Source organism: Bacillota bacterium (assembly GCA_023511455.1).
In the GTDB taxonomy this organism is placed as follows: Bacteria; Armatimonadota; HRBIN16; order HRBIN16; family HRBIN16; genus HRBIN16.
This window is the reverse complement of the sequence record JAIMBJ010000005.1, coordinates 99,928-122,785: the sequence shown is the minus strand read 5'-3', so window position 1 is coordinate 122,785 and position 22,858 is coordinate 99,928. Positions and strand designations below refer to the sequence as shown.

Sequence of the window (22,858 nt, the reverse complement as noted above, 5' to 3'; positions counted from 1 at the left end):
TTCAGCACGCCCCGCCGGACATGCCGAAAGTTTTCGGGTTGCAGTCCCAAAGGCTGTATGTTATAATCCTTTCGGTGCAGAGGAACCATCCGCAGAGAAGCAGGAGAGGAAAAGGTCGCTTATGGACAACGTGTTTCAACTGCGCTCACAAATTGAGGCACTCCAGAAAAGCCTGGAGGAGAAGGACAGATATATCGCGAAGCTGGAGCGCGATCTGCAAGAGCTACAGCATAGCTATCGGGAACTGGAACAAAAATACCGCAGCACTGCCGAGACAGTAGAAACCCCTACGGCTATCACCGAGTTCGAGGAGACTCTCAAACGCCTGGTACACCGTATCGCCATGATTCTCCAGGCGGAGAAATGCGTCTTCATGCTGTTTGACCGCGAGACCGGGGAGCTCTATGCGGTACGTCCTGCCTTCGGTCTCACCGACGATGAAATCCGCAGCTTCCGCGTTCGAGCCACACAGGGCATCAGCGGGGAGGTATTCCGCTCGTCGCAGCCCGTTATCTTCCATGATGCGGTGAACGACCCCCGCACCCTGCAGGAGCATGTGGCACTGCTGCGCATCCGCAACGGCGTCAGTGCACCGCTGATTGTGGAAAAGCGCGACGAAGAGAACCGCGTGATTGACCGCATCACTATCGGTGTAGTGCACGTGTTCAATAAGCGTTATGGAGGCACCTTCATCGACGAGGACGTGCGCTTGCTCGAGCGTCTCGCCCGCAACGCTGCCGCGGTCATCGTCAGTGCGCAGATGTACCGCGAGGTGGTTGAAGAAAAAGAGGAGCTGGTGCATACCATCGAAAGCCTGTATGCCGGGCTCGTGATGGTGAATAAGCACGAGCGAATCACGCAGATGAACGCCTCCGCGCGGCGCATCTTCGGCATCAAAAACGGCGAGAACGTCATCGGCAAACCCTATAAGGAAGTCATCCACATCGACAAGGTGCGCGAGCTGTTTGAAAACGCGCTCACAGAGAAAAGCGAAGGTGCTGTCGAAATCTCTGTGAAAGACCACGAAAGCGAGGCGGAGCGAATCTTCCAGGTTCAGGCAGCTGTCGTGCGCGGTGACGAAGAGAACGACCTCATCGGCGCGGTGGCTATCTTCAATGACATCACCGAAATCCGCAACGTAGAGCGCATGAAGACCGCCTTCGTTTCAACGGTCTCGCACGAGCTGCGCACACCGCTGACTTCCATCAAGGGCTTCGTGTCCACCCTGCTGCAGGATACGGAAGGCTTCTATGACCGCGAGACACAGCGGGAGTTCCTGCAGATTATCGACACCGAAACCGACCGCCTGAAGCGGCTTATCGACGACCTGCTGAACGTGTCGCGTATCGAATCGGGGCGGGCATTGCAACTCAACCCCAAACCCATCGACCTGCCCGGGCTGGCGGACCGCGTTGCGACCATCCAGAAGTCGTACACCACCAAGCACCAGATTATTCTGGACTTCCCGGAGGACTTCCCCACCATCATTGCCGACGAGGACAAGATAGACCAGATACTCACCAACCTCATCAACAACGCTATCAAGTACTCACCGCGTGGTGGAGAGGTGCGGGTGAAGGGTGTACCGGAGGGCGAGACGGTGCTCATCAGCGTCAGCGACCAGGGCATCGGTATCCCGAAGGATCACCTGCCCAAGATTTTCGAGCGGTTCCACCGGGTAGACAACCGCGATACGCGCGAGGCAGGTGGCACGGGCATCGGGTTGTTCCTGGTGAAGCATCTGGTGGAGCGACACGGCGGCACCATCTGGGTGGAAAGCGAGGAAGGCAAAGGTTCCACCTTCTATTTCCGCCTGCCCCTGCAGCCGCCACCCGAACAGCCAGAAGACGAAAAACCTACCAAGTAGGGGCAACCCTTGTGGTTGCCCCCCCACAATGGCGCATTGTGTCCACCCCCCGGTAGGGGCAACCCTTGTGGTTGCCCCCTATCCGTTTTAATGGAAAATTTGCAGTGTAGGCACGCCCCATACCACACCAATCAACGACCACAGCGCGCCCATCGTGTAATCGCCAAGCACCAGCCCCAGGAAGAAGGGCAGCGTACGCCGATACATGCGCAACCCACCGTAGCGCAGCACAAAGAACTTCACCAGCCACGCGATGAAAAACGGCAGCCACAGCCACACCAGCCCCGGACCGATACAGTAGCCCAGCGGATGGAACGGAAACCCCACGAAGCGCGTGCGCATCGCATACAGGAACAGTGTGAACAGGCTCGCGCCACCCACTACTCCCCAGCGGCTTGCCTCGGCTTTGAAGCCCGAGTGGACCGCCCCTTCCAGCCAGGTGAAGCTCTCCCATCCTGTCCACCGCGCAAAGCCCGCACACTTCGCCAGCGCACCCTCGCGATACAGCACATGCAAACACGCCCACTGCCCAACCACCGTCGCCAGCGCGATAGAGAGCAGCATCGGTAACACTAGCTGGCGCAAGGGGATGCCGTGTTCCTGCGCCAGTTTGAAAGCCTCCATCTGGCTGGGCATGATGTGGCTGCGGTTCAACCGCCAGAACCAGTGGCTTAACGCGGCAGCAGCCATCGTCGGAGCGGTCATCAGCGTGGAATCGAACAGCCGGAACAGGCGCATCGGCTCCAGGTCCCACACGGTGTGCTGACCACCCGCTTCCGCCCGCACCCGCGTGATGCACAACGCCAGCAGGAAGTAGGCTGCCACCATCAACAGCACCCACAGCAGGCTCATGCCTGCCAGCCACCAGAAGGCTGCAAACGCCACCAGCCCCAGCAGCGCACCCACCAGTGCCACCCGATATGGCAGCGGCTCATGGGAATCCAGCGAACGGTCGCCGCGCCACGCCGCAGAAACTATCTCCTTCAGGTAGCCCCGGCTGGCATACAGCAATATCACCCCAAAGGTAGCCCATGCCCCGATGCCCTGTTCGCTGACGTAGGGAAAATCGGGGATGTTGCCGTAGCCCAGCTGGTAGCCAATCACCATCTGCGCCTTAATGAACAGGTAGAAAAACCAGCACGAGAAGGACACATCCAGCGGCACGAGATACGCGAGCCCTATAGCGAAGGGATAAAACGTGCGCACAAACCACCCCACCGCCGTCCATGGAGGTTCGGTAAACTGGATGGGCACAGCGCGTGTCGGAAAGTGAGGCAGTGCCGGAAACCACTCGTGTAAGCCATTGATTAGGTCCAGACCCGCTGCTACCAGAAACCCGAGCCAGAGTGCGCGGGTATGCATCATTGCGCCGGGAGTGAACGGCTCGGTCAGCGCCAGAGGCAGGCGCACGATGGGGAAGGAAAGGCGCGTCTGGTCCATCCACGCCCGTCGAAAAATGGTGTTCAGGCACAGCATCGTCCACCCAGCGATAAAGATAAACAGGCTCCAGAACGCCAGCGGAGCTGCCCACATCTTCAGCACTTCCAGTCGGTACAGGGTACTGTTGCCCTGAAAGAAGCCTTCCAGCAACTCTTTGTCCCAGACCAGCAACCAGCGCGGCAGGTGGGGGAACAGCGTGTCCTCCCAGCGGTTGGTCGGGGTGGCAAACCATCTCGCCCACCCCATGAGAGAGATGAGGTTAATGATGAAATCGTGGGTGGCGATGGTACAGGACATCACCAGCATCACGTAGATGACCACCAGCTCTGCCGGGCTCAGCATCCAGCGTGGAGCCACGCGACGCAGCAACGCATTGAGAATGACAAGCACAAACAGGTAGAAGACAGGCGTTACAAACAGCGGATTAAGCGTAAGGATGGCATACCAGCGCAGCTCCGCCACAATGACCCAGTAAACGTTTAGCGGGATCAACATAATACCCAGCAGGATAGCACGGGACGAGACGCCTGCCGCTGGCTTACGAAGCGTATCCCTGTCCGCAGAATCGGTGGGTGGATGTGTGGTCGGTTCTGCACTGGCTCTGGGTATATCCATCATGCCTGCGAGTGACGCAATCTCCTTATCGCTTGTATATCGTCCTGACCGGTTTAAACAGACTGTGTGCCTTTCTCTGCCCAATACTTCGCCGTGCAGAGCCTATTTGCCTTTCCAGCAGCTGCTGCCGTTTACGGTACGCTGGACGCCGAGGCTCTCGTCGAGCCATTTGAAGGACTTCGGCGGTTGCGCCTGAAAGGATAAGGCGTTATACTAAAAGGTGGGGGATGCCAATGAGCCAGCGGATTGCAAGAACCACACTGCCGAACGGTCAACAGATTACCCTGTTGCAGGGCGACATCACCCAGGAACAGGTTGACGCTATCGTCAATGCTGCCAATGAGAGGTTGCAACACGGTGGAGGAGTTGCGGGCGCGATTGTGCGTGCCGGTGGTGAGGTGATTCAGCAGGAAAGCAACCGTATCGGGCACGTGCCGACGGGCGGCGCTGCAGTAACAGGCGCAGGCAGGCTCCCTGCGAGATACGTGATTCACGCTGTCGGTCCCATCTGGAACAACTACACGCCAGAAGAAGCCGACCGTCTGCTGGCGAGTGCGGTTCACAGCAGCCTGCAGCGAGCAGACGAGCTGGGCGTTGCCACGATTGCCTTTCCCGCCATCAGTGCGGGCATCTACGGATTCCCGAAAGACCGTTGCGCGAAGGTGATGCTGGAGACGATAGAGTCGTACTTCGCACAAAAGCCCGGCAGCAGTGTTAGAGAGGTGCGTCTTGTGCTATTCGATGCGCCCACCGTGCAGGCATTTCAGCAGGAGTTTACCGCGCGATACAACGGATAGCACGTTACTCTAGCCTGCTCCGCCGTTGCGCCAGCAGTTGCAGTGTCCGCACGGGTAGTTCCGTAGAGACACCGTGTCGCCAGAAAGTCTGGTGGCGCTGTGGACCTACCGATACCATCGCTACCGGCACTCCGGTAAGCTCCTCCACTTTCTGAACGTAACGGTGCGCATTTTCGGGCAGGTCGTCCCAGCTTGTCGCGTCGGCAATCTCCTCTTTCCAGCCGGGCAGCTGCTCGTAGACCGGCTCACATTGCTCCAGTACCGCGCTATCTGAGGGAAACTGCTCTGTGACCTGTCCATCCGGCAAGCGGTAGGCGCGACATATCTGGACGGTGTCCATCCCACTCAACACATCCAGCAAGGTCATGGCAAAGGCGGTGAGGCTGTTCACTTGCGCCGCGTAACGCAAAACCACTGCGTCCAGCCATCCACAACGGCGTGGTCTACCCGTCGTTGTGCCGTACTCTCTACCCCGTTCGCGCAGGTAGTTGCCGGTTTCGTTGGGCTGTTCGGTCGGGAAGGCACCTGCACCCACACGAGTGGTGTATGCTTTCGCCACCCCGATGACTGCGTCGATGTGCGTGGGACCGATGCCGGTGCCCACACACGCTCCACCCGCCACAGGGTGCGAAGAGGTCACATACGGATATGTACCATGGTCCAGGTCCAACAGCGTGCCCTGCGCTCCTTCAAAGACCACCCGCTGACCCTTTTGAACCGCCGTGTACACCAGCGGGTCGGTATCGGCAATCAGCGGGCGAAGCACCGGCAGGTATTCTTCATATTCACGCCAGATGTCTTCGAAAGAGGGACACTGAACCTCGTAGACCCTTTCGAGCAGGCGGCTTTTCTCCTCCAGCGCACGGCGCAACACCGCTGCAAACCGCTCGGGCTGGCGCAGGTCTGCCATGCGGATACCTTTTCGCGCCGCCTTATCGGCGTAGGCGGGGCCAATGCCTCTGCAGGTGGTTCCGATTTGCGCCGAGCCGCGCTGCTTCTCCTCCAGCGCATCCAGTAGCCGATGGTAGGGCATCACCACATGCGCGCTTGCGCTGATACGCAGGTTATCCACCGGCACTCCCTGTGCCTGCAGGGAGCGGATTTCCTCCGTAAGCACCTGCGGGTCCACCACCACTCCGCTGGCGATGATGTTCATGACCTGCGGGCGGAAAATGCCGGAGGGCACCAGATGCAATTTGAATTCACGCCCATCGAAGCGAACAGTATGACCGGCGTTACTGCCACCTCCGTAGCGCACCACCATATCGGCATCCTGCGCCAGGCAGTCCACCGCTTTGCCTTTCGCTTCGTCACCCCACTGGGCACCGACCACAACAACTACTGGCATGCGGCAGTCAACGGCGGAAGCCGCCTTCCTCCTTTCCGTTGCTCGAGGCAACAGGGTTGGTCAAAAACGATTGGATAGCCAGCACGGCTATCCAATGGGCGATAAACGCAAAAATGGAGCGGGAGACGGGACTCGAACCCGCGACATCCAGCTTGGGAAGCTGGCGTTCTGCCACTGAACTACTCCCGCTCGCTCTACACAAGATATGCTACCCTTCACGCCCTGCAGGCACAACAGGTTGTGTTGCGCACACTGCCAATTTCCAGGTAGCTGGCTATCTCACACAGCCACTATTTATCTTAACACATTCTGCCACAAAAAGCAAGCACGCCATATCCCCAAATCTCCCAAAACCTTGCAAAATCTATCAGCGTGCCTGCGCATGAAATAGTACACTGTACGTACACCTTCCAGATACATGTATCGCCGTTGAGGTTGGGGTATGCTTACGTACCCTTTTCCGTTTCATTTTTCGGGTTACAGCAAGCGCAACTGGGGTTCGTGGGTAAGATGTTCCAGCTCGGAAAGCACCTGTTCAGCGTTGCCCACCAGCACCACTGCACCTGCAGTGCGCAGGGCTTCGTGTTCACGCTTCTGTGCTGGCGTTAACCTGCCACTGCCTGTTTTCACCTCAATAGCAATCAGCCTGCCCTGCCAGCACGCCAGTATATCAGGCAAGCCTCTACGTTGCCCCCATGTGCCACGTATTCGCGCTACCCATGCACCACGTTTCTGCAGGTAGCGTACAATCGTTCTGGCGTGTAAGGTGTGCTGGTGCATCCTGAAAGGCTCCAGGAAGCCTGCACAGCGCGTTTTCACGTGAAGGGAAGGGGAACCCCTCGCCTGCGCCTGAATCGTGGCTGTACAGGCTTTCTGGTGGCTTAGAAACGCCTTCTACGCGAAGGTTCAATCCTCTTCTTCTTCAGAGAAGTAATCGCGTTCTTCTGCCTCGCTTTCTGCCTTCGCACTCACAGCCACAGGCTTCTTCTGGCGCACTGGTAGCAGGTTCTCCACGTGGTTGTAGCGATTGCCCTGCTGAGAAGGCTTTACCACCACCACAGCGATAGCCTTGCGCCCCACCAGTTCATCCGTATCAAACTCTTCACCGGGCACCACTTCACAACCTAACGCCCGTGCCCACTGCGCCAGTTTGGCTGTGGTGCTGTTGGTGGCGTTCGTGTAGGCAATCAGTTCGCGCCCTTCGTATCCTGGTTCCAGCACGCGAAACATCCACTGTAACTGCAGGCTGTACTTGCCCTCCTTCTCAGTGATGCTGGCAACCCTTACCAGGTATTCGCCAGTGGGCAGTGGTTCGGAATCTTGCCATACCAGTTTCATGTGGTTCACCTCCGTCGTGTGATGTGGTTTGTGGTTGGGTTCAGGTTCTATCTCATCTGCCTGTGCAGGGTTTACCAGTTTGCGATACGCCAGCACCAGCAGGCGTGTGTGGTGTTTCGTGAAGGGTGAGGTGCAGAAGGTAAGCCATGATTCACGCCCTGCCTTCAGGGTGATGTGGGGTGCTAACTTCAGCGCAGGGAAACCATACACTGAACCTGCCTGCCATAGCAGTTCATGCAGTGGTGGGAAGGGTGAAAGAGGTTCCTGTAGCACGCGCCTGCACGCTTCACACACGTAACGCTGTAGTGGCACATCGAAGCGCACGTGGTGGCTTTCGCAGTGCCAGCAGATATATTCCTGCTCGATGATTCGCGCCAGCTCTTTGCCCTGCTCGCGCAGTGCCTGCTTCAGTTCTGGCGTGAGGCGTGAAGGTGGGTAAATACCCAACCTGCCCTGTTCTACCCATACAGCGATGCCTGCCACGTGAAGGGCATCCAGCAACTCATGCGCGTTCATCTTCGCTCACCTCCAGAAAGGCAGGCTCACCTTCTGGCACGCCCTCGCCTGTTGCCCACCAGGGCAGTTCAGGCTCGCCATCGCTCGAACCTTGCAAAAAACCTTGCATATATATAGGCTCGCAAGGTGCAAGGTGGGGGATAGCAACAGATTCAGGGGTTGCCTTGTGGCTTTCACGCCTTGTGGGTGTGATGTACCATCTGTAAGTAGCCCCAGCTTTGGTCTCTTTTGGTTCGCGTTCAATCTGTTGGTTCTGGTAGAGATAGTTTAAGGCGTTCAACACAGTGCGATAACCTGGAAGAGGTTCGCCTAATTCACGCCTAACCTCTTGAGTGTTTAATGGCTTACTCGCACGATACAGCACTGCCTCGATGCGCTGAAGTAGCACTCGCCACTCCATTGTTTCTGCCTCGCCCACGTAGCGCAGGTTGCCATCCTGCCACTGCAGCATCAGGCTGCCACCTTGCGAGGTTCTACCTTCGTAGGAAAGCACCAAATTGCCCTCGCTCTTCTGGTTCAGGCTCAGTAGCATATCAAACATACCACTCAAGGCATTCGTTCCAGCAAACCTATCGCTGAAAGCCTCGCCTTCTGCCTTGCGCTCATGGTGAAGCACCACCAGTGTAAACCGCAACTTGCGCTGTAAATCAATCAGGGGTGATACATCCTGGATCACACGTGAAGGGTGGAGTTCATCACTCAATCGCCATACCCCACGCAGGGTATCCAACACCACCACGCTGTAACCCCCTTCGCGAATCTCAGCCAGAAGATTCTCACGCGATTCTCCTGCGCACAAACGCACGTGGCACTGTTCAGGCAATTCATCATCCGCGAAGCTGGCGAGGCGCACGCGCCAATCTTCGATACCCTCCTCGCTCAGGTAGAGTATTCTCTCGTTGTGCCACTCCAGCACTCCACCACGAAACAGGGCTTCAGTTTTCCCAACACGTGGCTTGCCTGCCAGCAGGTGGCTCCTGCCCTTACGGATGATTCCTGAAACACCGAAGAAGGGCAGGCTCGCCTCTGTTGAAGATTCGTGGGCAGGCGCGTTCTTCAGTTCGTGGAGAGTATACAGGTGGTTAACACCTTGAAGCTTGCAACCCCTTATATATTGCAAGGTTTCATGCAAGGTCTGGGGTTCACTAGCCTCCACAGGCTTCGCCTGCGCCAGCAGTTCGCGAATCTGCTGTTTGAAAATAGCCTTCGCGTTCTCGCCGTGTTGGGCCACACACTTGAGCCACAGTTCATTCGCATCTTTCACGCCTTGTGGTGGCTCGATTAGCCTCACGTTCTGGAACAGCTGCGAAGCCTTCTGCGCGAAGGTTGCGCCCCCTGAATCAGGTTCCTGCCAAACCACCACCTTAAAGCCTGCCAACAGTTCAGCGTGATATTCGCTCAAACTGTTTGCTCCCGCAATGCCCAGTGCTGGCACGCCCATCTGCCACAGTGTTAAGGCATCACTCTCTCCCTCTACCAGCACAATTTCGCGCCTGCCCTTTTCACGCCATTGGGGAAGCCACCACTCGCCATACGCTAACTGGCGAGGCTCAGCACCCTTCTGCCACCTGAAGCGATCGCCTGCCAGTGTCACACGATAGCGAATCGCCTGCAGGTCGCCTTCAGCATCGCGATACTTGAGCAACACAGCAGGCTTACCCTGATACATACCTTGCGTAACCTGCGCCTGGCGCAACAGTTCAGCCTCAAGGTGTTTCGCCTTCGCGAAGGCTTGCAGTGTTAATCCTTCGCCTTCAGGGTGCTGGTGGCTTGCTGGTTCTTCGCACAGGAACAGATGTTTGGGTTCAATGTTCAGCGCGTTGCAGATCGCTTGCAAGGAGCATCCTGCAAAGCAGTGAAGAAGCACCCTTTCATTTTGCAGGGTAATGTGAAGGCTTGGCTCGTGATCATCGTGCGCAGGGCAGTGCGCCAACCAGCTGCCATCGCGCTGTTGGCGCACATTGCCCAATCTGGCTAACACATTTTGCAACTTTTGTGGTATAATCATAGTGTAATCTCCTGGTGCAACCTCCTATGGTTGTAGTGGCTCGCTCAGCTACCAGGTGTCTCGCCTGCGCGTGTGGCTTGCTCAAAACCTGGCGCAGGCGAGTTTCGTTTTGGAATGCTAAGGCGTTAGCTCACCCTGCCTCCTTATCAGTTTCTGCAATTGTGCCTCAGGTATCTTGTGGTTCCTCCCTATGCGCACAGCGCGAAGTACACCCTTGTGGATCCACCTGCGCACGGTTTCCCGGCTTACGCCCAGTTCCTGCGCTGTTTGCTTCACACTCAACAGTTTGTACTGCGTTTCTTGCATTTAGCACCTCCTAAAGCAAAAAGCCTGCTAAGATTCGCCTGTGCTGTAAAACAGCAATCCGGGTATCTTAGCAGGCTAGTTTCAATCCTCTAGCGCATCGCGCCAGCATCTACATTATACCACACCTTGCCACAAACTGCAAGGGTTTGTGTAGATGTTTTTCTGCGCAGATTCATGCCTGTTGCACGAAGGCAGATTCTTTCTGCGCCAGCAGGGCTTCACCTTCTGGTGTGCGCTGTGAAGGTTCAGCCAGTGCCAGTGCTATCACCACCTCTTCTTCGTGAAGCAGGCTTGCTGAATCTTCTTCACCTTCCCACTGCGTGCGATTCACCTGCACATACCTGCCTGCTGGTGTGCGATAGATTTCGCTCCAGCGCGTTTGTGGGTTGCCATTGCGCCTGAAGGTATCCAGCAGTTTGGTGGCAGTGGTGGTGTTCAGTTTGTATACCTTGCCTTCTGCTTCGAAGTAGTGGGTAGCCATCTGTTTCACCTCCTTTCACGCAAGGTTTTCAGTGGGCTGTGCTGTTCGTGTGCGCGTTTCAAATCATCTTCTACCAGTGCCAGGTATTGCTGTGTGGTTTTCAGGTCGCTGTGCCCCATCAGCAGGCGCAGGTGTTCCAAATCAATCCCATTGCGCAGGCTCCACGTGGCAAAGGTTCTGCGCAACTGGTGTGCGCCTAACTGAATACCAGCACGCTTGCCTGCCTTGCGCACCGCCAGTTTCAAGCCATCCAGAGTAAGTGCGCCATCTGCGCCATGCCACAGTGGCTGTTGTGCAGAAGGCTTCGCAGGGCACGCCTTCAGGTATCGCAGTAAGGCAAGCCTTACTTCTGCGCTCAGCACCACCATGCGCTGTTTACCACCTTTGCCACGCACAATCAGCGCGTTCTGCAGAACATCACCCACGCGCAACTGGTGGCATTCGTGAATGCGCAAGCCTGTATCCAGCAACAGCAGAACCAGTGCCTTATCGCGCAGGCGTAGCCAGTGCCTGCCTTCACACGCCTGCAGTAAGGCTTCCACCTGCTCAGGGTTCAGGGCAGGCTTCAGCACCTGTTCACGTTTTGGTGGTTCTACCTTCGCGAAAGGGTTGTGTTCCGTTAAGCCTTCGCGTATGCACCAGTTCCAGAAGGTTCGTGGTAGCCTGTAGGCGTTGTGCAGGGTGTGGGTGCTTACTGCTTGTGCTTGCTTGTGTATCAGCCACTGGCGAATGTGGTGGGGTTGCACTTCCTCTAACTGCTGGCAACCTTGCTGGCACAAGAAAGCCACAAAGCCACTTACCATATCGCTGTAGGTTTCCAGTGTTCGTGATGTAAGCCTGCGTGCCTGTAGTGCTTCCATCCACAACGTGAATGTGGTGTTAATGGTGTTTGTGTCCGTGATGTGCAAGCTGAGTATCTGCATGTGTTGCGCCTCCCGTGTGTGTGTTTGGTGGCAACACAACATGTTGTGGTTTTCAGGCTGATGCAGGGTGAAGAGGCACAAGATGTAGTGTGGTGGGTGAGGCTTTCAGCGCGACATCCAGCTTGGGAAGCTGGCGTTCTGCCACTGAACTACTCCCGCTCGCTCTACGTTAATATTCTACACACTCCCGCAGGAGTTGTCAAGCGATTTTGAGGGTGCTCAGTGAGCACCGGGTCACACTTTGACCCGTTTCCAGCCGCCACGCTGGAAGAACACAGCGGTGAGCAAACCAGAGACCATCATCGAAGCCGCCATCGCCCACCACGCGCCGTGCGTGCCGTAGCCCAAAGTCAATGCCAGCAGGTAGGCAAGCGGTAGCCGGAACAGCCACATGGTGATAAAAGTAATCCATGTTGGCGTGCGTGTGTCGCCAGCTCCCTGAAACGCTCCCGAAAGCACAATCGCCAGCGCGAGAAAGGGTTCCGCATAGGCGTTGATGCGCAGGTAAGCTGCGGCTACTTCCACCACCAGCGGGTCGCTGGTAAACCAGCGTGCAAAAGGATAGGCAAATATATAAAACACTATGCCCATGATGGTCATAATCACGCAGGCTTGCGCGGTTGCCATCCATGCGTAGCGGGTAGCGATGTCCGCCCGTTTTGCGCCCAGGCTCTGCCCAACCAGTGCCGTCGCCGCCATGCTGTAGCCCAGACCAGGCATGAAGGCGATGGATTCGGCGGTTAAGCCAATCGGTAGTGCAGCCAAGGCGGCGGTTCCCTGTGGCGTCGCGGAGAGGATGCGTGTGTATCCCAGCATACTGGTGATGCGCAACAGCGCCTGCAGCGATGCGGGAGCACCGATGTTCACGATGCGCTTTGCCCACATCATATCCAGTCGCTGGAACCGCACGGCTTTGCCCATCACCGGATGCCTGCGCAGCGCCAGCCAGAACATGACAAACCCAAACCACTGCGAGATGGTCAAGGCAGTTGCTGCGCCTGCCAGACCCATGCGAGGAAACGGACCGATGCCGAAAATCAGCGCGAAGTCCAGCAAGATATGCACGATGTTCACGAGAACCATCACCTTCAGCGGCGTGCGCATGTCGCCCATGCCACGAAAGACTGCCCCCAGCGCCTGCCCCACAAACAGGGGCACCACGCCCAGCAAGGCAATGGAGAAGAAGTTAATCGTGGCACGCTCGGCGGAAGGTTCCATCCCCATCAGGTGGAAAGCAGGCTTCGCCAGCAGGTAGCCAACGACCATGCACACCGCGCCCATGAGTGCCGCCACGGTGAGCGATTGTCGCAGCGCTTTACGCGCATCTTCCAGCACCTGCCCCCCAACGAACCGGGCAACCAGCGCGGCAGTGCCTGTCCCCACGATGAACGACACAGCCATCAGCAAAAACATGCCCTGCCCCGCCACGCCCACCGCTGCCAGCGCATCCCGTCCCAATCGCCCTACGAACATGCGGTCCAGGAAAGCGTTGGTGGTTTGCAGCAGGTTGGTGGTGACGGCAGGGAGACTGATGTGCCACACGTCGCGTGCGATGTCTCGCCACGACGGCTCTCTCTGCGTGCGCAGGGCAGAGGGTAGCATCGCCCGAGCGGAGTCCGCATCCGCCCGGTCTGATTTTGATGAGATGGACGTAGGCTCCGGCATCCGCAAGTATCTACCTGTAGAGATGACGCACTTTATCTTACCATATCCTTCTGCCTGATACCAGCGGAGCGCGGAGGAGAACCACCTGCTACCGCTCAATCATGCCCCACGGAAAAACCGGGGCTTGTCCACGCGATTCGCCAGGAAGCCAGCGGCTGTCATCAAAAGAGAGCGTGTACCACCCCTTCGATTCGCGGTCGGTCACCTTCCAGCCGGGGTCGGAAATCACCCACCTTGTCTGCCCGTTGGGCAGGCGGACGCGCATCTCCAGCAACAGCCCGCCAGGACCGTCCACGTTGTCCACCTGCAGGGCAAGCAGGTTCCTTCCCGGCTTGAGCAACCGGGTGACATCGTAGCGCTCGGCGACTGCGAAGTCATCGTCTTCGCCCACGAAGACGCCGTTCACCCACAGGCGGTACCGGTTGTCTGCACTCACCCACAGCGTCGCTTCGATGGGCCTCGCGGGGAGGTCAAAAGTGCGCCGGGCATATACCGTGATGTTCGGCGTTTCCCATTGCCCCGGCAGCCATATCCACTCGGCGCGCCAGTCTGCACCTATCACTTTGGCGATGTCGGGGAAGCGTGCTGGCGCAGGCGGCTGGCGAAATACCCACGTCTCACCCTCCCGCACGCGCTGCTGGATGCGGAAGCGATGACCCGGCTGGGAACAGGCGAGAGTTATCCGATAGCCTTCGCCCTCTTTTTGCACGCGCAGGTCTAACAGCAACCCCCGATAGAACAGGTTCCGCACGCCCGCGAAGGTCAAATCGCTGGGCAGTTTGGGTGATATATGTAAACCGTCCACACGCGCCTCCACCCCCAAAAAGCCATACAGGAAGTAGGTGGGAACCAGTCCGCTTTCGGGGAAGGGGATGTCGGTGCCGACAGCCCAGCCGTTGATATACGGCTTGCCGCCGAAATACATGGGATTGCCGCCGCAGAGGCGGTCGGGCTGGTCGTAACGGCACAGGATGCCCCACAGTCGCTGCCAGGCGTTGTCCGCGCCCAGCCAGCGGTGCCGCGCCATCAGGTCAAAGAAAGAGGTATACAGAATCGCGCCGCCGTTCTCGCAGTGCGTGTCGAACGGCTGGGAGGGTATCTCCCCCTTGCCTTCCAGATACCACCATCCGGAACAGTCCAGCGTGTTGACGCGCGGCGCGAACTCGAAGAAGTAGGTGTCCGCTTTCCCTGTGGAGGTTGGTTCTTTTTCCATCCAGTGGTAAATACGCCTCGCCTTTTCGGTATCGCCCAGACCGTATGCCAGCGCTTCGATGTTGACGTAGGTAAAGCCGTAATCGTGGCGGTTGCCGTGGATATCCACACAGCCGATGAACCGTCCCGCCGACTCGTTCCAGAACGTCTCTTCGTAGCGGCGTTTCACCTGTTGTGCCAGCTGGCGATAGTAGCTGGGTGTGCGTGGAGTGGGAGCATTGGGCGTCTTTTCTTGCGACATCACCGACTCGATCTCCGCCATCGCCTGTAAACTGGCATAGAAGTAGATATTCTCATAGGCGGAGAGGTGTCCGAAGGGGATGTTATCCCAGTAATTCGAATGTAAACCTTTCGTGGTGCCGTCGTGTTCGGGGCTGGTGATGACGAACAGCCCTTCCGCGCCTCGGCACTCGGTGAGCTGCCATTCCATCGCGCGGCGGATGCGGGCGATGTTGTGTCTCAGAAACTCTTTGTCGCCCGTCCAGCAGTAGTAGCGCCAGCAGCCCAGGATGAAGTTGGCGTTGGTGGTGAAGTGGCGGGCGTCGTACTTCTCGTTGTCGGGGAAGGGCCACTCCTTGCGGTCGCCCCAGGTGTAGACGTAGCCGTCTTCATCCAGTTTATAGTGCAGCAGATGCGCCCGTTCGCGGGCGTGAAATCCGGGTAACGCCACCCAGTAGCGCGTCCGCGCCAGCCATTCCATCCAGTCGGCAAAGGCGGGCGATAACGGCCAGCTGAAGGCGCGTTCGTAATAGAAGCGGTTCATCAGGTCATCCAAACGCGAGTTGGAACTGAAGAAACGCGGATAGAAAGCGGGCAGCCGTCGTTCATCGTGGGGCAGGAGTTCGAGAGTGACGGTTGCCCTGGTGCGCAGGCTCAGTCGCAGTCGGTCGGCGGTCATCGCCCAGCGCAGCTCGCCGTTGAGGTTTCGCCACCGATAGTCTGCCGTGCCGTTGCCGGTCATCTCCAGCCAGTCTCGCGCGTGCATGCCCCAATCCAGCTCATCGCGCCGTTTCAGTTGCTCCACTGGCAGGTATCTCCCGGAGTCGGAGAAGAAGCGACGGAAGGGGATGCGTTCGGGGTCGGTAACATCTGTCCCGTCGTAGTCCCACGGCGTCAGTAGAACCCACTCCTTGACTTCGCTTCCTTGCACGGTGATTTGCAGCCGATTGCCCTCTAGCGAATAGAGGACGTCCGCCTGGCGAACAGCGAACAGCCACAGGCGCATGCAACGTTCCCTCTCTGCCACCGGCTGTCCATCGCGCAGGGGCACCGACCCGGGCAGTCGTCGTTCCAGGGTGGCCCACCAGCCGATGGTGCCCACCGGGTCGCTCATCTGCACGCGGTAGCGACCAGCGGGCTGAGGGACAACCACCAGACGAACCCATCGGTTGTCCTGCACATTGGTGAACTTCTGGTGGGCAATCTGCTGCCAGGCACCGTTCTCCCATCGCCACAGACTGAGGGTCATGCCGCTACCAGTGGTGAGCCATGTCGGGCAGTTGACCTCCACGACGGTCAACCCTGGTTCACCGAGTTCAAACTCCTGCGCCAGGGTATGTCCGGGCTCGAGGCGCAAAGCTTGCTGACGCACTGCTGAAGCAAAGGATTGCCGGGGAACCAGCAATGTCGCTCCTCGCCATATCAGACGATGACCCTCGATGCGACCTTCGCCTGTCGGCGGTAGGCTCAGCACGGAATCGTCACCCGCCACCAGCCCCAGAAAACGCGACGGAACGTAGTTGCCCTTGCCCAAGGGGTCTACCTGCAGGCTACGCAGCCACCCGCCCTCTACCCGGATGCGCAAGAAGGGATTGTCCACAGTGATGACATCTGCAGCGACGAGGCAACTGACTTGCAACGCCAGCACAATCGGTCCCACCACTCGCATAGGAGACCTCCAGAGATCTTGCTTTATGCCTTTTATATTTCACCACGCAATCTTACCGCTCCCCTGCCCAAGCAACCCATGTCTGCAACTGCCGCAGCCCGTAAAACCACTAACGAGCAAGTTTGCGATGTTGCACCCACGCCACCACCAGGTACCCGCACACCGCCCCAATTAGTGCGCCCGCCACCACATCCGACGGGTAATGCACGCCGCGATACACCCGCGACAGCATCACCAGCAGCGTCACCACCCACGCTCCCACCACCACGCCCGGATAGCGTTTCCAGAACGCTATCGTCAACACCATCGCCATCGCCGCGGTGGTGCAGGAGTGTCCGGATGGGAAGGACTTGCTGAAGATACGCTCATCCGCCGCCACCAGCGCGCCTGCCAGATTGGACGGACGCGGGCGGTCCCACGTTCGCTTCACTATTTGCGTCGCAACGCCCGACATCAGCCACGCCCACAGAAGGCTGGCAAAAGCACGGCGATAAAGGACTGCCCACAGTTGGTCGCCGTACCGCCGCGCCAGCGCCAGCACTATCAGCGCAAGCAGAACCTGCACCCATCCCACCCCCAGCCACGTCATCGCCCAGAAGAAGTCGTTCAGCCAAGGGTGGTGCCACCCGTGGTTAATCCAGAAGAAGAGGGCGCGGTCTGCTTCCGCCATCAGTCCAGCCCCAGCTGCTGCCAGATTTGGTCGATACGCGCTTTGACCTCCGGCGACATCCGGATGACCGCGGGCCACTCGCGGGTGAAGCCTTCGGAGGGCCACTTTCGCGTGGCATCGAAGCCGATTTTGGAACCGAAGCCCAGCATCCGCGAGGCGTGGTCGAGCACGTCAATCGGTCCGCGCGTCACCAGCATGTCGCGCTCAGGGTCGATATTGTTGGTGAACCGCCAGATGACCTCGTACATGTCATGCACGTTCACGTCGTCATCCAGCACAATGATTATCTTGGTGAACATAAGTTGCCCCAGCCCCCACAGCGCGTTCATCACCTTGAAGGCGTGCCCCGGATACCGCTTCTTGATGGAGACAATCGCCAGATTGTGGAAGCACGCTTCTACCGGCAGGTTCATATCCACAATCTCGGGCACCATCAATTTGATGATCGGCAGGAAGATGCGTTCGGTAGCTTTGCCCAGCCAGGCGTCCTCCATCGGCGGTCGCCCCACGATGGTGGCGGGGTAGACAGGGTTTTTGCGGTGCGTGACAGCGGTCACGTGGAAAACAGGATACAGGTCGGCGAGGCTGTAGTAGCCCGTGTGGTCGCCGAACGGTCCCTCCATCACCCGCTCGCCCGGGTTGACGTATCCTTCCAGCACAATCTCGGCGTCGGCAGGAACCCACACGTCGACGGTCTTGCATTTGACCAGCTCCACGGGCTGACGGCGCAGGAAGCCAGCGAACATCATCTCGTCGATTCCGGGCGGTAGTGGCGCAGTAGCGGAGTAAGTCAGTGCGGGGTCTCCGCCCAGCACCACCGCCACCTGAATCGGTTGCTGCTTTTCCTCGGCGGCGCGATGATGTTCCGCGCCCACTTTGTGCAGCTGCCAGTGCATGGCAGTGGTGTTTCGGTTCAGCACCTGAATGCGGTACATGCCGACGTTGCGCTTGCCCGTGTTGGGGTCGTGCGTGAACACCAGCGGCAGGGTGATATAACGTCCTCCGTCCTCGGGCCAGCACTTCAGGTGGGGCAGTTTCTCGATGTCCACCTCATTGCCTGTAATAACCACCTGCTGGCACAAACCGTCGCCGCTGCGCTTTTTGGGAGGCATGTCCGCCAGCCGCAGCAGCTTGGGCAACATGCCGATTTTCTCGATGAACCGCTCGGGGATTTCGGGTTTCAACAGGTTCTCGATCTCGCAGGCAATCTCCTCGAAATCGTTTACTCCCAGCGCCAGACTCATTCGCTTGCGCGAGCCGAAGGTGTTGATGGCGATGGGAATGTCGTAGCCCTTGGGTTTTTCGATGAGTAATGCGGGACCGCCCGACTTCATCACGCGGTCTGCCACTTCGGTAACCTCCAGCACGGGGTCCAGCGGATAGGCGATGCGCTTGAGCTCCCCTTGCTGCTCGAGAACGCTCAGGAAATGCTGAAAATCACGGTATGCCATAAGCTGCCTTTCCCTCCTGTTGGAATCAATGTACCAGAAAAGAGTATGCTGGTGCAAAACCCGACACCCGTGCGCCCAGCAGGACGGCATTGGGGGCAGAATTGCCTCTCCTCCGCGCTATCTGATATAATCAGAGCGTACCGCTAGCCGGGGAGGGAAGAGGATGATGCTTCGTCGTTCCGTTTGGTGGATTCTGCTTTCCCTCGCTGCGCTTGTTGCTTTCGCAGACGAGGTGGACAATCTGGTTGCCCGAGCGGTAAAGCAGTATCAGGCAGGCAATGTCCAGCAGGCGATAGAGACGCTGGAGGGTGCGCGACAGAAATCTCCCAACCACAAGGGCACATTGCAGTGGCTAGGGTTCCTGTATCTGCGCGTGGGTAGAGCGGCAGATGCTGTACCCGTGCTGGAGCAGCTGGTTCAGCTGGCGCCCGACGATGCACAGGCGCATAACAATCTGGGCAACGCCTATCTGCATACGGGACAACCCGACAAAGCGCTGGCGGAGTACCGCACCGTGCTAAAGCTGAAGCCCGATTTCGCCGACGCCCACTACAACATGGCAAATATCCTGATGAAGCAGGGCAAGCTGAACGACGCCATAGTCGCATTCCAGACCGCCGCCCGATTAGCTCCTCAGGACCCCTATATCTGGAACAACCTCGGCGTGGCACTGATGGGGGCGAACCGCCTGAAAGAGGCGATAGAGACGTATCGCAAGGCGGCTGCCCTGGAACCGAAAAACCCACAGGTGTGGACTAATCTCGGGCTGGCTCTGCACGCCGCAGGTAACCTGCGCGATGCGGAAGCGGCTTTTGTGAAGGCGCTGGCAATAGATGCTCGTTCCGCAGGGGCGGTGCTCGGTCTGGCGCAGACCTATGCCTCTCAGAAACAGGACGCCAAAGCGATACCGCTTTTCCAGCGTGCTGCCTCCATGCAGCCCAATTCGTTTGTGGCTCACTATAATCTGGGCGTGCTGTATGCCCGTGCCAACAACTCCGCCGAAGCGGAAAAGGCTCTGCGCCGTGCGCTGGAACTGCAGCCGAATCACCGCGATACCCTGCTCGCGCTCGCGTCGCTCTATCAAAAGGACAAACGCCTGACGGAGGCAGAAAACACCTACCGTGCGCTGGTGGAAGCCTACCCCAAAGATGCCGAAGGCTGGTGGCAACTGGGCGCGGTGCTGGTATTGCAGAACAAGAACGAAGAAGCGGTGCAGGCTTGGGAGAAACTGCTCGTGCTGTCGCCGCAACACCTGAGAGGGCGTGTCGCGCTCGCGAACCTGCTGTACCGAATGAACCGCGACTCGGAAGCCGAGGCGCACTACAAACTGGCTCTCAAACAGGATGCCCGTAACATCGAAGCACTCAATGGGCTGGGGCTGGTCTGCGACCGACAGGGCAGGCTTCAGGAGGCGGAGAACTACCTGAAACAAGCGATAGCGATAAACCCCAACTACGCCTACGCCCATAACAACCTGGGCGTGGTGTACGAGAAGATGGGCAAGAAAAACGAAGCTATTGAATGCTACCGACGGGCATTGAGCATTAATCCCAACTATACCGACGCCCGCAACAACCTGCAACGGTTCACCAGAACCACCACTCCATGAGCATGATGATGTTACAGCGCGTGGGCCTGATAGTACACACCGATAAGCCCGACGCCCTGCGGTTTACCCGTGAGGCGGTGGAGTGGCTGCGTCAACACGGTCTGCAGGTGCTTCTGGAACCGGAAATCGCCAGCGCGCTGGGAATGCCTGAGTACCAGTGTGAGGAATCCGCCCTTTGCCAGAGCGACCTCCTCATCGCGCTGGGTGGCGACGGAACCATCCTGCGAGCGAGCCACCTTGCCGCCTCACGGGCGATCCCCATCCTCGGGGTGCATTTGGGGCGTTTTGGCTTCATCGCGCAGGTCAAGCCTCAGGACCTGCGCGCCGCCATCGCAAGGGTACAGGCGGGCGACTTCACAATCGAGAAGCGCCTGATGGTGCGGGCGATTGTCTACCGTGAAGGCAAGCCGATATGTGACGCCCTCGCGCTCAACGAGGTGGTGGTGACCAAAGGGGCGGTAGCCCGCATGATTACCCTGCAAACCTATGTCAACGATACCTTCCTCGCCACCTATTCCGCCGATGGACTGGTGGTGTCCACACCGACGGGTTCCACCGCCTACTCACTTTCGGCAGGGGGTGCGATTGTGGACCCCGCCTGCGAGGTGTTGCTGTTGACGCCCATCTGCGCCCACACCCTCAGCGCGCGACCGCTGATACTGCCCGCCGAGAAACAGGTGAAGGTGGTGGTAACCGCCGACGACGGAGAGTTCCACCTGCAGGCAGACGGCGGAGAAGCGGTGAGCCTGCGTTCTGGAGATGCGGTTCGTGTTTTCCGCGCCCAGGAACGCACCCACCTGATCGTGTTTGACCCCGACGAGTTCTACACGAAACTGCGCGACCGCCTGTTGTGGGGAGAGAGGGTCAACGTGTAGCCATGCTGGTCGAGCTCGCTGTGGAACAGATAGCCATTATCGACCGGCTGAGCCTGCGTTTCGAGCCGGGCTTGAACGTGCTCACCGGCGAGACGGGCGCAGGCAAGTCCATCCTGATCGACGCGCTCAGCCTCGCACTGGGCGAGCGAGCGGAGGCAGAGATGCTTCGTGCCGGGGCAGAACGCGCCCAGGTCACCGCCGTGTTCGACGTATCCGCCTCTCCTCGTCTTATCGCCCGAATACAGGATCTCGGCGTCGTCCCCGAAGAGGGTCTGCTCTACCTGACGCGCGAACTGTTCTCAGGCGGACGTTCCCAGGCGAGAATTAACGGACGTCCGCTGCCCGTGGCTACCCTGAAAGCGGTAGGCGACCTGCTGGTGGACCTGCACGGTCAGCACCAGCATCAGTCCCTGTTCCACACGAGCGAGCAGATGCGCTTTCTGGACGAGTGGTGCGGCCAGGAGGTGCTGAGCCTGAAGGCGGAACTGGGCGAGTGCGTGCGTGAGATGCGTGCCCTGCAACGCGAACTGAGCACCCTGCAGGCGGATGCTCGTGAGCGGGCACACCTGCTGGACCTCTATACATTCCAGAAGCAGGAGATCGAGCAGGCACATCTGACGCCCGGCGAAGAGGAAGAACTGCTTGCCGAGGAGCGCCGCCTCGCGCACGCCGAGAAGCTGTTCGCATCGGCAGAGACAGCCTACGAACTGCTTACCGCGGGCGAACCGGCAGCGGTAGACCTGCTGGCTCAGGCGGTGCGCACCCTGGAGGAGATAGTGCCTATTGACACCGACCTGCAGCCGATGGTGGAAAACCTGCAAAACGCACTCTACGCCGTGCAGGATGCCACCGCCGACCTGCGGGCTTATCGCGACCGGGTGGAGTTCAATCCCGAACGCCTGAACGAGGTGCAGGACCGCCTGCACCTTATCCGCACGCTGAAACGCAAATACGGCGACACAGTGGAGGCGGTGCTGGATTACCTGCGCGAGGTGACCGGGAAGATGGAGCGATTGCAGGGAGGGGAGGAAAGGGCGGAAGAGCTGATGCGCGCGCTTCGGCAAGCCGAGCAAAGGGCACAGAATCTGGCACAAGAGCTGAGCCGACTGCGCCGCGAAGGGGCGCGTCGTTTCGAGCAGGCGGTGGCGCAGGAACTGGGTGAACTGGCGATGCCCCGCGCCCGATTTGAGGTGAAACTGACGCCCAAGCCTCTGGAGAGCGACGGCGTGGACGCGGTAGAGTTTCTGTTTGCCCCTAACCCAGGCGAGCCACCCCGACCTCTCTCCAAAATCGCATCGGGTGGCGAGTTGTCGCGCGTGATGCTGGCGATTAAGAGCGTGCTGGCGGGAGTCGAAGACGTTCCCACACTGGTGTTTGACGAGATTGACATCGGCATCGGCGGGCGTACCGCGGGCGTTGTGGGGCAGAAACTGCAGTCCCTCAGCCAACAAAGGCAGGTACTGTGCATCACCCACCTGCCTCAGATTGCCAGTCGTGCCCGGGCGCATCTGCTCATCGAGAAGCGCGAAGCGGAAGGACGCACCGTGACCGCCGTCACCCCTGTGGAGGGCGAAGCCCGCGTGCGCGAGATTGCGCGAATGCTGGGCGACACGGGAGAGAGCGCATTGCGCCATGCGCGGGAGATGCTGGAAACGGTTCATTGACCAGCTTGCAAACATTTCCAAAATAGTGTATACTATGCCACGGCGTGGGGCAGTAGCTCAGCTGGGAGAGCGCTACAATCGCAATGTAGAGGTCGGGGGTTCGAATCCCCCCTGCTCCACCAATTTTGGCTCGGAAGGGGCAGTGCTGGCCGCGGTTGGTGGCAACAGGGCGCGACCATAGCCGA

General features: G+C 58.7%; 17 protein-coding genes and 3 tRNA genes. 6 read left to right on the top strand and 14 right to left on the bottom strand.

What is annotated here, in order from left to right; translation table 11 throughout:
• Positions 1–121: 121 nt before the first annotated feature.
• Positions 122–1,867, top strand: a complete 1,746-nt coding sequence (locus tag K6U75_05210) for a GAF domain-containing protein (GenBank protein ID MCL6474433.1) — start codon at positions 122–124, stop codon at positions 1,865–1,867.
• Between the two features lie 87 nt (positions 1,868–1,954).
• On the opposite strand, the gene K6U75_05205 is transcribed toward K6U75_05210, so the two are convergent.
• Entirely contained in the window at positions 1,955–3,922 is a 1,968-nt protein-coding gene (locus K6U75_05205) for a hypothetical protein (GenBank protein MCL6474432.1), read from the bottom strand.
• 233 nt (positions 3,923–4,155) lie between these two features.
• Here K6U75_05205 and K6U75_05200 point away from each other — a divergent pair, with 233 nt between their 5' ends.
• Positions 4,156–4,719 (top strand): macro domain-containing protein, encoded by a 564-nt coding sequence (locus K6U75_05200; protein ID MCL6474431.1) that lies wholly within the window; start codon positions 4,156–4,158, stop codon positions 4,717–4,719.
• Between the two features lie 4 nt (positions 4,720–4,723).
• Here the strand turns inward: K6U75_05200 and K6U75_05195 are convergent, their stop codons facing one another.
• The 13 genes from K6U75_05195 to K6U75_05135 all read right to left on the bottom strand — a co-directional run bounded on the left by K6U75_05195 (position 4,724) and on the right by K6U75_05135 (position 18,525).
• On the bottom strand, positions 4,724–6,067 hold the full coding sequence (locus tag K6U75_05195) for an adenylosuccinate synthase (GenBank protein ID MCL6474430.1): 1,344 nt from the start codon (positions 6,065–6,067) through the stop codon (positions 4,724–4,726).
• Positions 6,068–6,181: 114 nt separating this feature from the next.
• Positions 6,182–6,256, bottom strand: a tRNA-Gly gene (locus K6U75_05190).
• A gap of 288 nt (positions 6,257–6,544) precedes the next feature.
• Positions 6,545–6,847: a VRR-NUC domain-containing protein gene (locus K6U75_05185; protein MCL6474429.1), complete on the bottom strand. Its 303-nt coding sequence runs from the start codon at positions 6,845–6,847 to the stop codon at positions 6,545–6,547.
• Between the two features lie 126 nt (positions 6,848–6,973).
• Positions 6,974–7,921, bottom strand: a complete 948-nt coding sequence (locus K6U75_05180; protein MCL6474428.1) for a DUF669 domain-containing protein — start codon at positions 7,919–7,921, stop codon at positions 6,974–6,976.
• Positions 7,908–9,758 carry an AAA family ATPase gene (locus tag K6U75_05175; GenBank protein MCL6474427.1) on the bottom strand — a complete coding sequence of 617 codons (1,851 nt, stop codon included), beginning with the start codon at positions 9,756–9,758 and terminating at the stop codon, positions 7,908–7,910. The genes K6U75_05180 and K6U75_05175 overlap by 14 nt, the downstream gene beginning before the upstream one ends.
• A 288-nt stretch (positions 9,759–10,046) precedes the next feature.
• Entirely contained in the window at positions 10,047–10,235 is a 189-nt protein-coding gene (locus tag K6U75_05170) for a helix-turn-helix domain-containing protein (GenBank protein ID MCL6474426.1), read from the bottom strand.
• Between the two features lie 172 nt (positions 10,236–10,407).
• The gene (locus K6U75_05165) at positions 10,408–10,716 is read right to left on the bottom strand and encodes a hypothetical protein (protein ID MCL6474425.1); all 309 of its coding nucleotides are present in this window, start codon (positions 10,714–10,716) and stop codon (positions 10,408–10,410) included.
• A gap of 5 nt (positions 10,717–10,721) precedes the next feature.
• Positions 10,722–11,639: a tyrosine-type recombinase/integrase gene (locus K6U75_05160; GenBank protein MCL6474424.1), complete on the bottom strand. Its 918-nt coding sequence runs from the start codon at positions 11,637–11,639 to the stop codon at positions 10,722–10,724.
• Positions 11,640–11,729: 90 nt separating this feature from the next.
• Positions 11,730–11,796: transfer RNA gene (locus K6U75_05155), tRNA-Gly, on the bottom strand.
• Positions 11,797–11,873: 77 nt separating this feature from the next.
• Positions 11,874–13,304: an MATE family efflux transporter gene (locus K6U75_05150; GenBank protein MCL6474423.1), complete on the bottom strand. Its 1,431-nt coding sequence runs from the start codon at positions 13,302–13,304 to the stop codon at positions 11,874–11,876.
• 88 nt (positions 13,305–13,392) lie between these two features.
• A complete protein-coding gene (locus K6U75_05145) occupies positions 13,393–16,404 on the bottom strand; it encodes a hypothetical protein (protein MCL6474422.1) in 3,012 nt (1,003 codons plus the stop codon).
• Between the two features lie 109 nt (positions 16,405–16,513).
• Complete coding sequence (locus K6U75_05140) at positions 16,514–17,074, bottom strand: phosphatase PAP2 family protein (GenBank protein MCL6474421.1); 561 nt, start codon at positions 17,072–17,074, stop codon at positions 16,514–16,516.
• Positions 17,074–18,525: a menaquinone biosynthesis decarboxylase gene (locus K6U75_05135; GenBank protein ID MCL6474420.1), complete on the bottom strand. Its 1,452-nt coding sequence runs from the start codon at positions 18,523–18,525 to the stop codon at positions 17,074–17,076. The genes K6U75_05140 and K6U75_05135 overlap by 1 nt, the downstream gene beginning before the upstream one ends.
• A gap of 163 nt (positions 18,526–18,688) precedes the next feature.
• Between K6U75_05135 and K6U75_05130 the strand changes: the two genes are divergently transcribed.
• The 4 genes from K6U75_05130 (at position 18,689) to K6U75_05115 (ending at position 22,795) form a co-directional block, all read left to right on the top strand.
• Entirely contained in the window at positions 18,689–20,134 is a 1,446-nt protein-coding gene (locus K6U75_05130) for a tetratricopeptide repeat protein (GenBank protein MCL6474419.1), read from the top strand.
• Positions 20,131–21,009, top strand: coding sequence for an NAD(+)/NADH kinase (locus K6U75_05125; GenBank protein MCL6474418.1), 879 nt, complete (start codon positions 20,131–20,133; stop codon positions 21,007–21,009). Before K6U75_05130 ends, K6U75_05125 begins: the two co-directional genes overlap by 4 nt.
• Positions 21,010–21,011: 2 nt before the next feature.
• Complete coding sequence (gene recN / locus K6U75_05120; protein ID MCL6474417.1) at positions 21,012–22,673, top strand: DNA repair protein RecN; 1,662 nt, start codon at positions 21,012–21,014, stop codon at positions 22,671–22,673.
• A 46-nt stretch (positions 22,674–22,719) separates the two neighbouring features.
• A tRNA-Ala gene (locus tag K6U75_05115) sits at positions 22,720–22,795 on the top strand.
• The last annotated feature ends 63 nt before the right edge of the window (positions 22,796–22,858 follow it).

Bases quoted from the DNA above. Each gene is read 5' to 3' on its own strand.
- K6U75_05180 (MCL6474428.1), bottom strand. From the start codon at position 7,921: ATGAACGCGCATGAGTTGCTGGATGCCCTTCACGTGGCAGGCATCGCT.
- K6U75_05205 (MCL6474432.1), bottom strand. From the start codon at position 3,922: ATGGATATACCCAGAGCCAGTGCAGAACCGACCACACATCCACCCACC.
- K6U75_05200 (MCL6474431.1), top strand. From the start codon at position 4,156: ATGAGCCAGCGGATTGCAAGAACCACACTGCCGAACGGTCAACAGATT.
- K6U75_05145 (MCL6474422.1), bottom strand. From the start codon at position 16,404: ATGCGAGTGGTGGGACCGATTGTGCTGGCGTTGCAAGTCAGTTGCCTC.
- K6U75_05170 (MCL6474426.1), bottom strand. From the start codon at position 10,235: ATGCAAGAAACGCAGTACAAACTGTTGAGTGTGAAGCAAACAGCGCAG.
- K6U75_05165 (MCL6474425.1), bottom strand. From the start codon at position 10,716: ATGGCTACCCACTACTTCGAAGCAGAAGGCAAGGTATACAAACTGAAC.
- K6U75_05160 (MCL6474424.1), bottom strand. From the start codon at position 11,639: ATGCAGATACTCAGCTTGCACATCACGGACACAAACACCATTAACACC.
- K6U75_05135 (MCL6474420.1), bottom strand. From the start codon at position 18,525: ATGGCATACCGTGATTTTCAGCATTTCCTGAGCGTTCTCGAGCAGCAA.
- K6U75_05195 (MCL6474430.1), bottom strand. From the start codon at position 6,067: ATGCCAGTAGTTGTTGTGGTCGGTGCCCAGTGGGGTGACGAAGCGAAA.
- K6U75_05210 (MCL6474433.1), top strand. From the start codon at position 122: ATGGACAACGTGTTTCAACTGCGCTCACAAATTGAGGCACTCCAGAAA.
- K6U75_05140 (MCL6474421.1), bottom strand. From the start codon at position 17,074: ATGGCGGAAGCAGACCGCGCCCTCTTCTTCTGGATTAACCACGGGTGG.
- K6U75_05185 (MCL6474429.1), bottom strand. From the start codon at position 6,847: ATGCACCAGCACACCTTACACGCCAGAACGATTGTACGCTACCTGCAG.
- K6U75_05125 (MCL6474418.1), top strand. From the start codon at position 20,131: ATGAGCATGATGATGTTACAGCGCGTGGGCCTGATAGTACACACCGAT.
- K6U75_05130 (MCL6474419.1), top strand. From the start codon at position 18,689: ATGATGCTTCGTCGTTCCGTTTGGTGGATTCTGCTTTCCCTCGCTGCG.
- recN (MCL6474417.1), top strand. From the start codon at position 21,012: ATGCTGGTCGAGCTCGCTGTGGAACAGATAGCCATTATCGACCGGCTG.
- K6U75_05150 (MCL6474423.1), bottom strand. From the start codon at position 13,304: ATGCCGGAGCCTACGTCCATCTCATCAAAATCAGACCGGGCGGATGCG.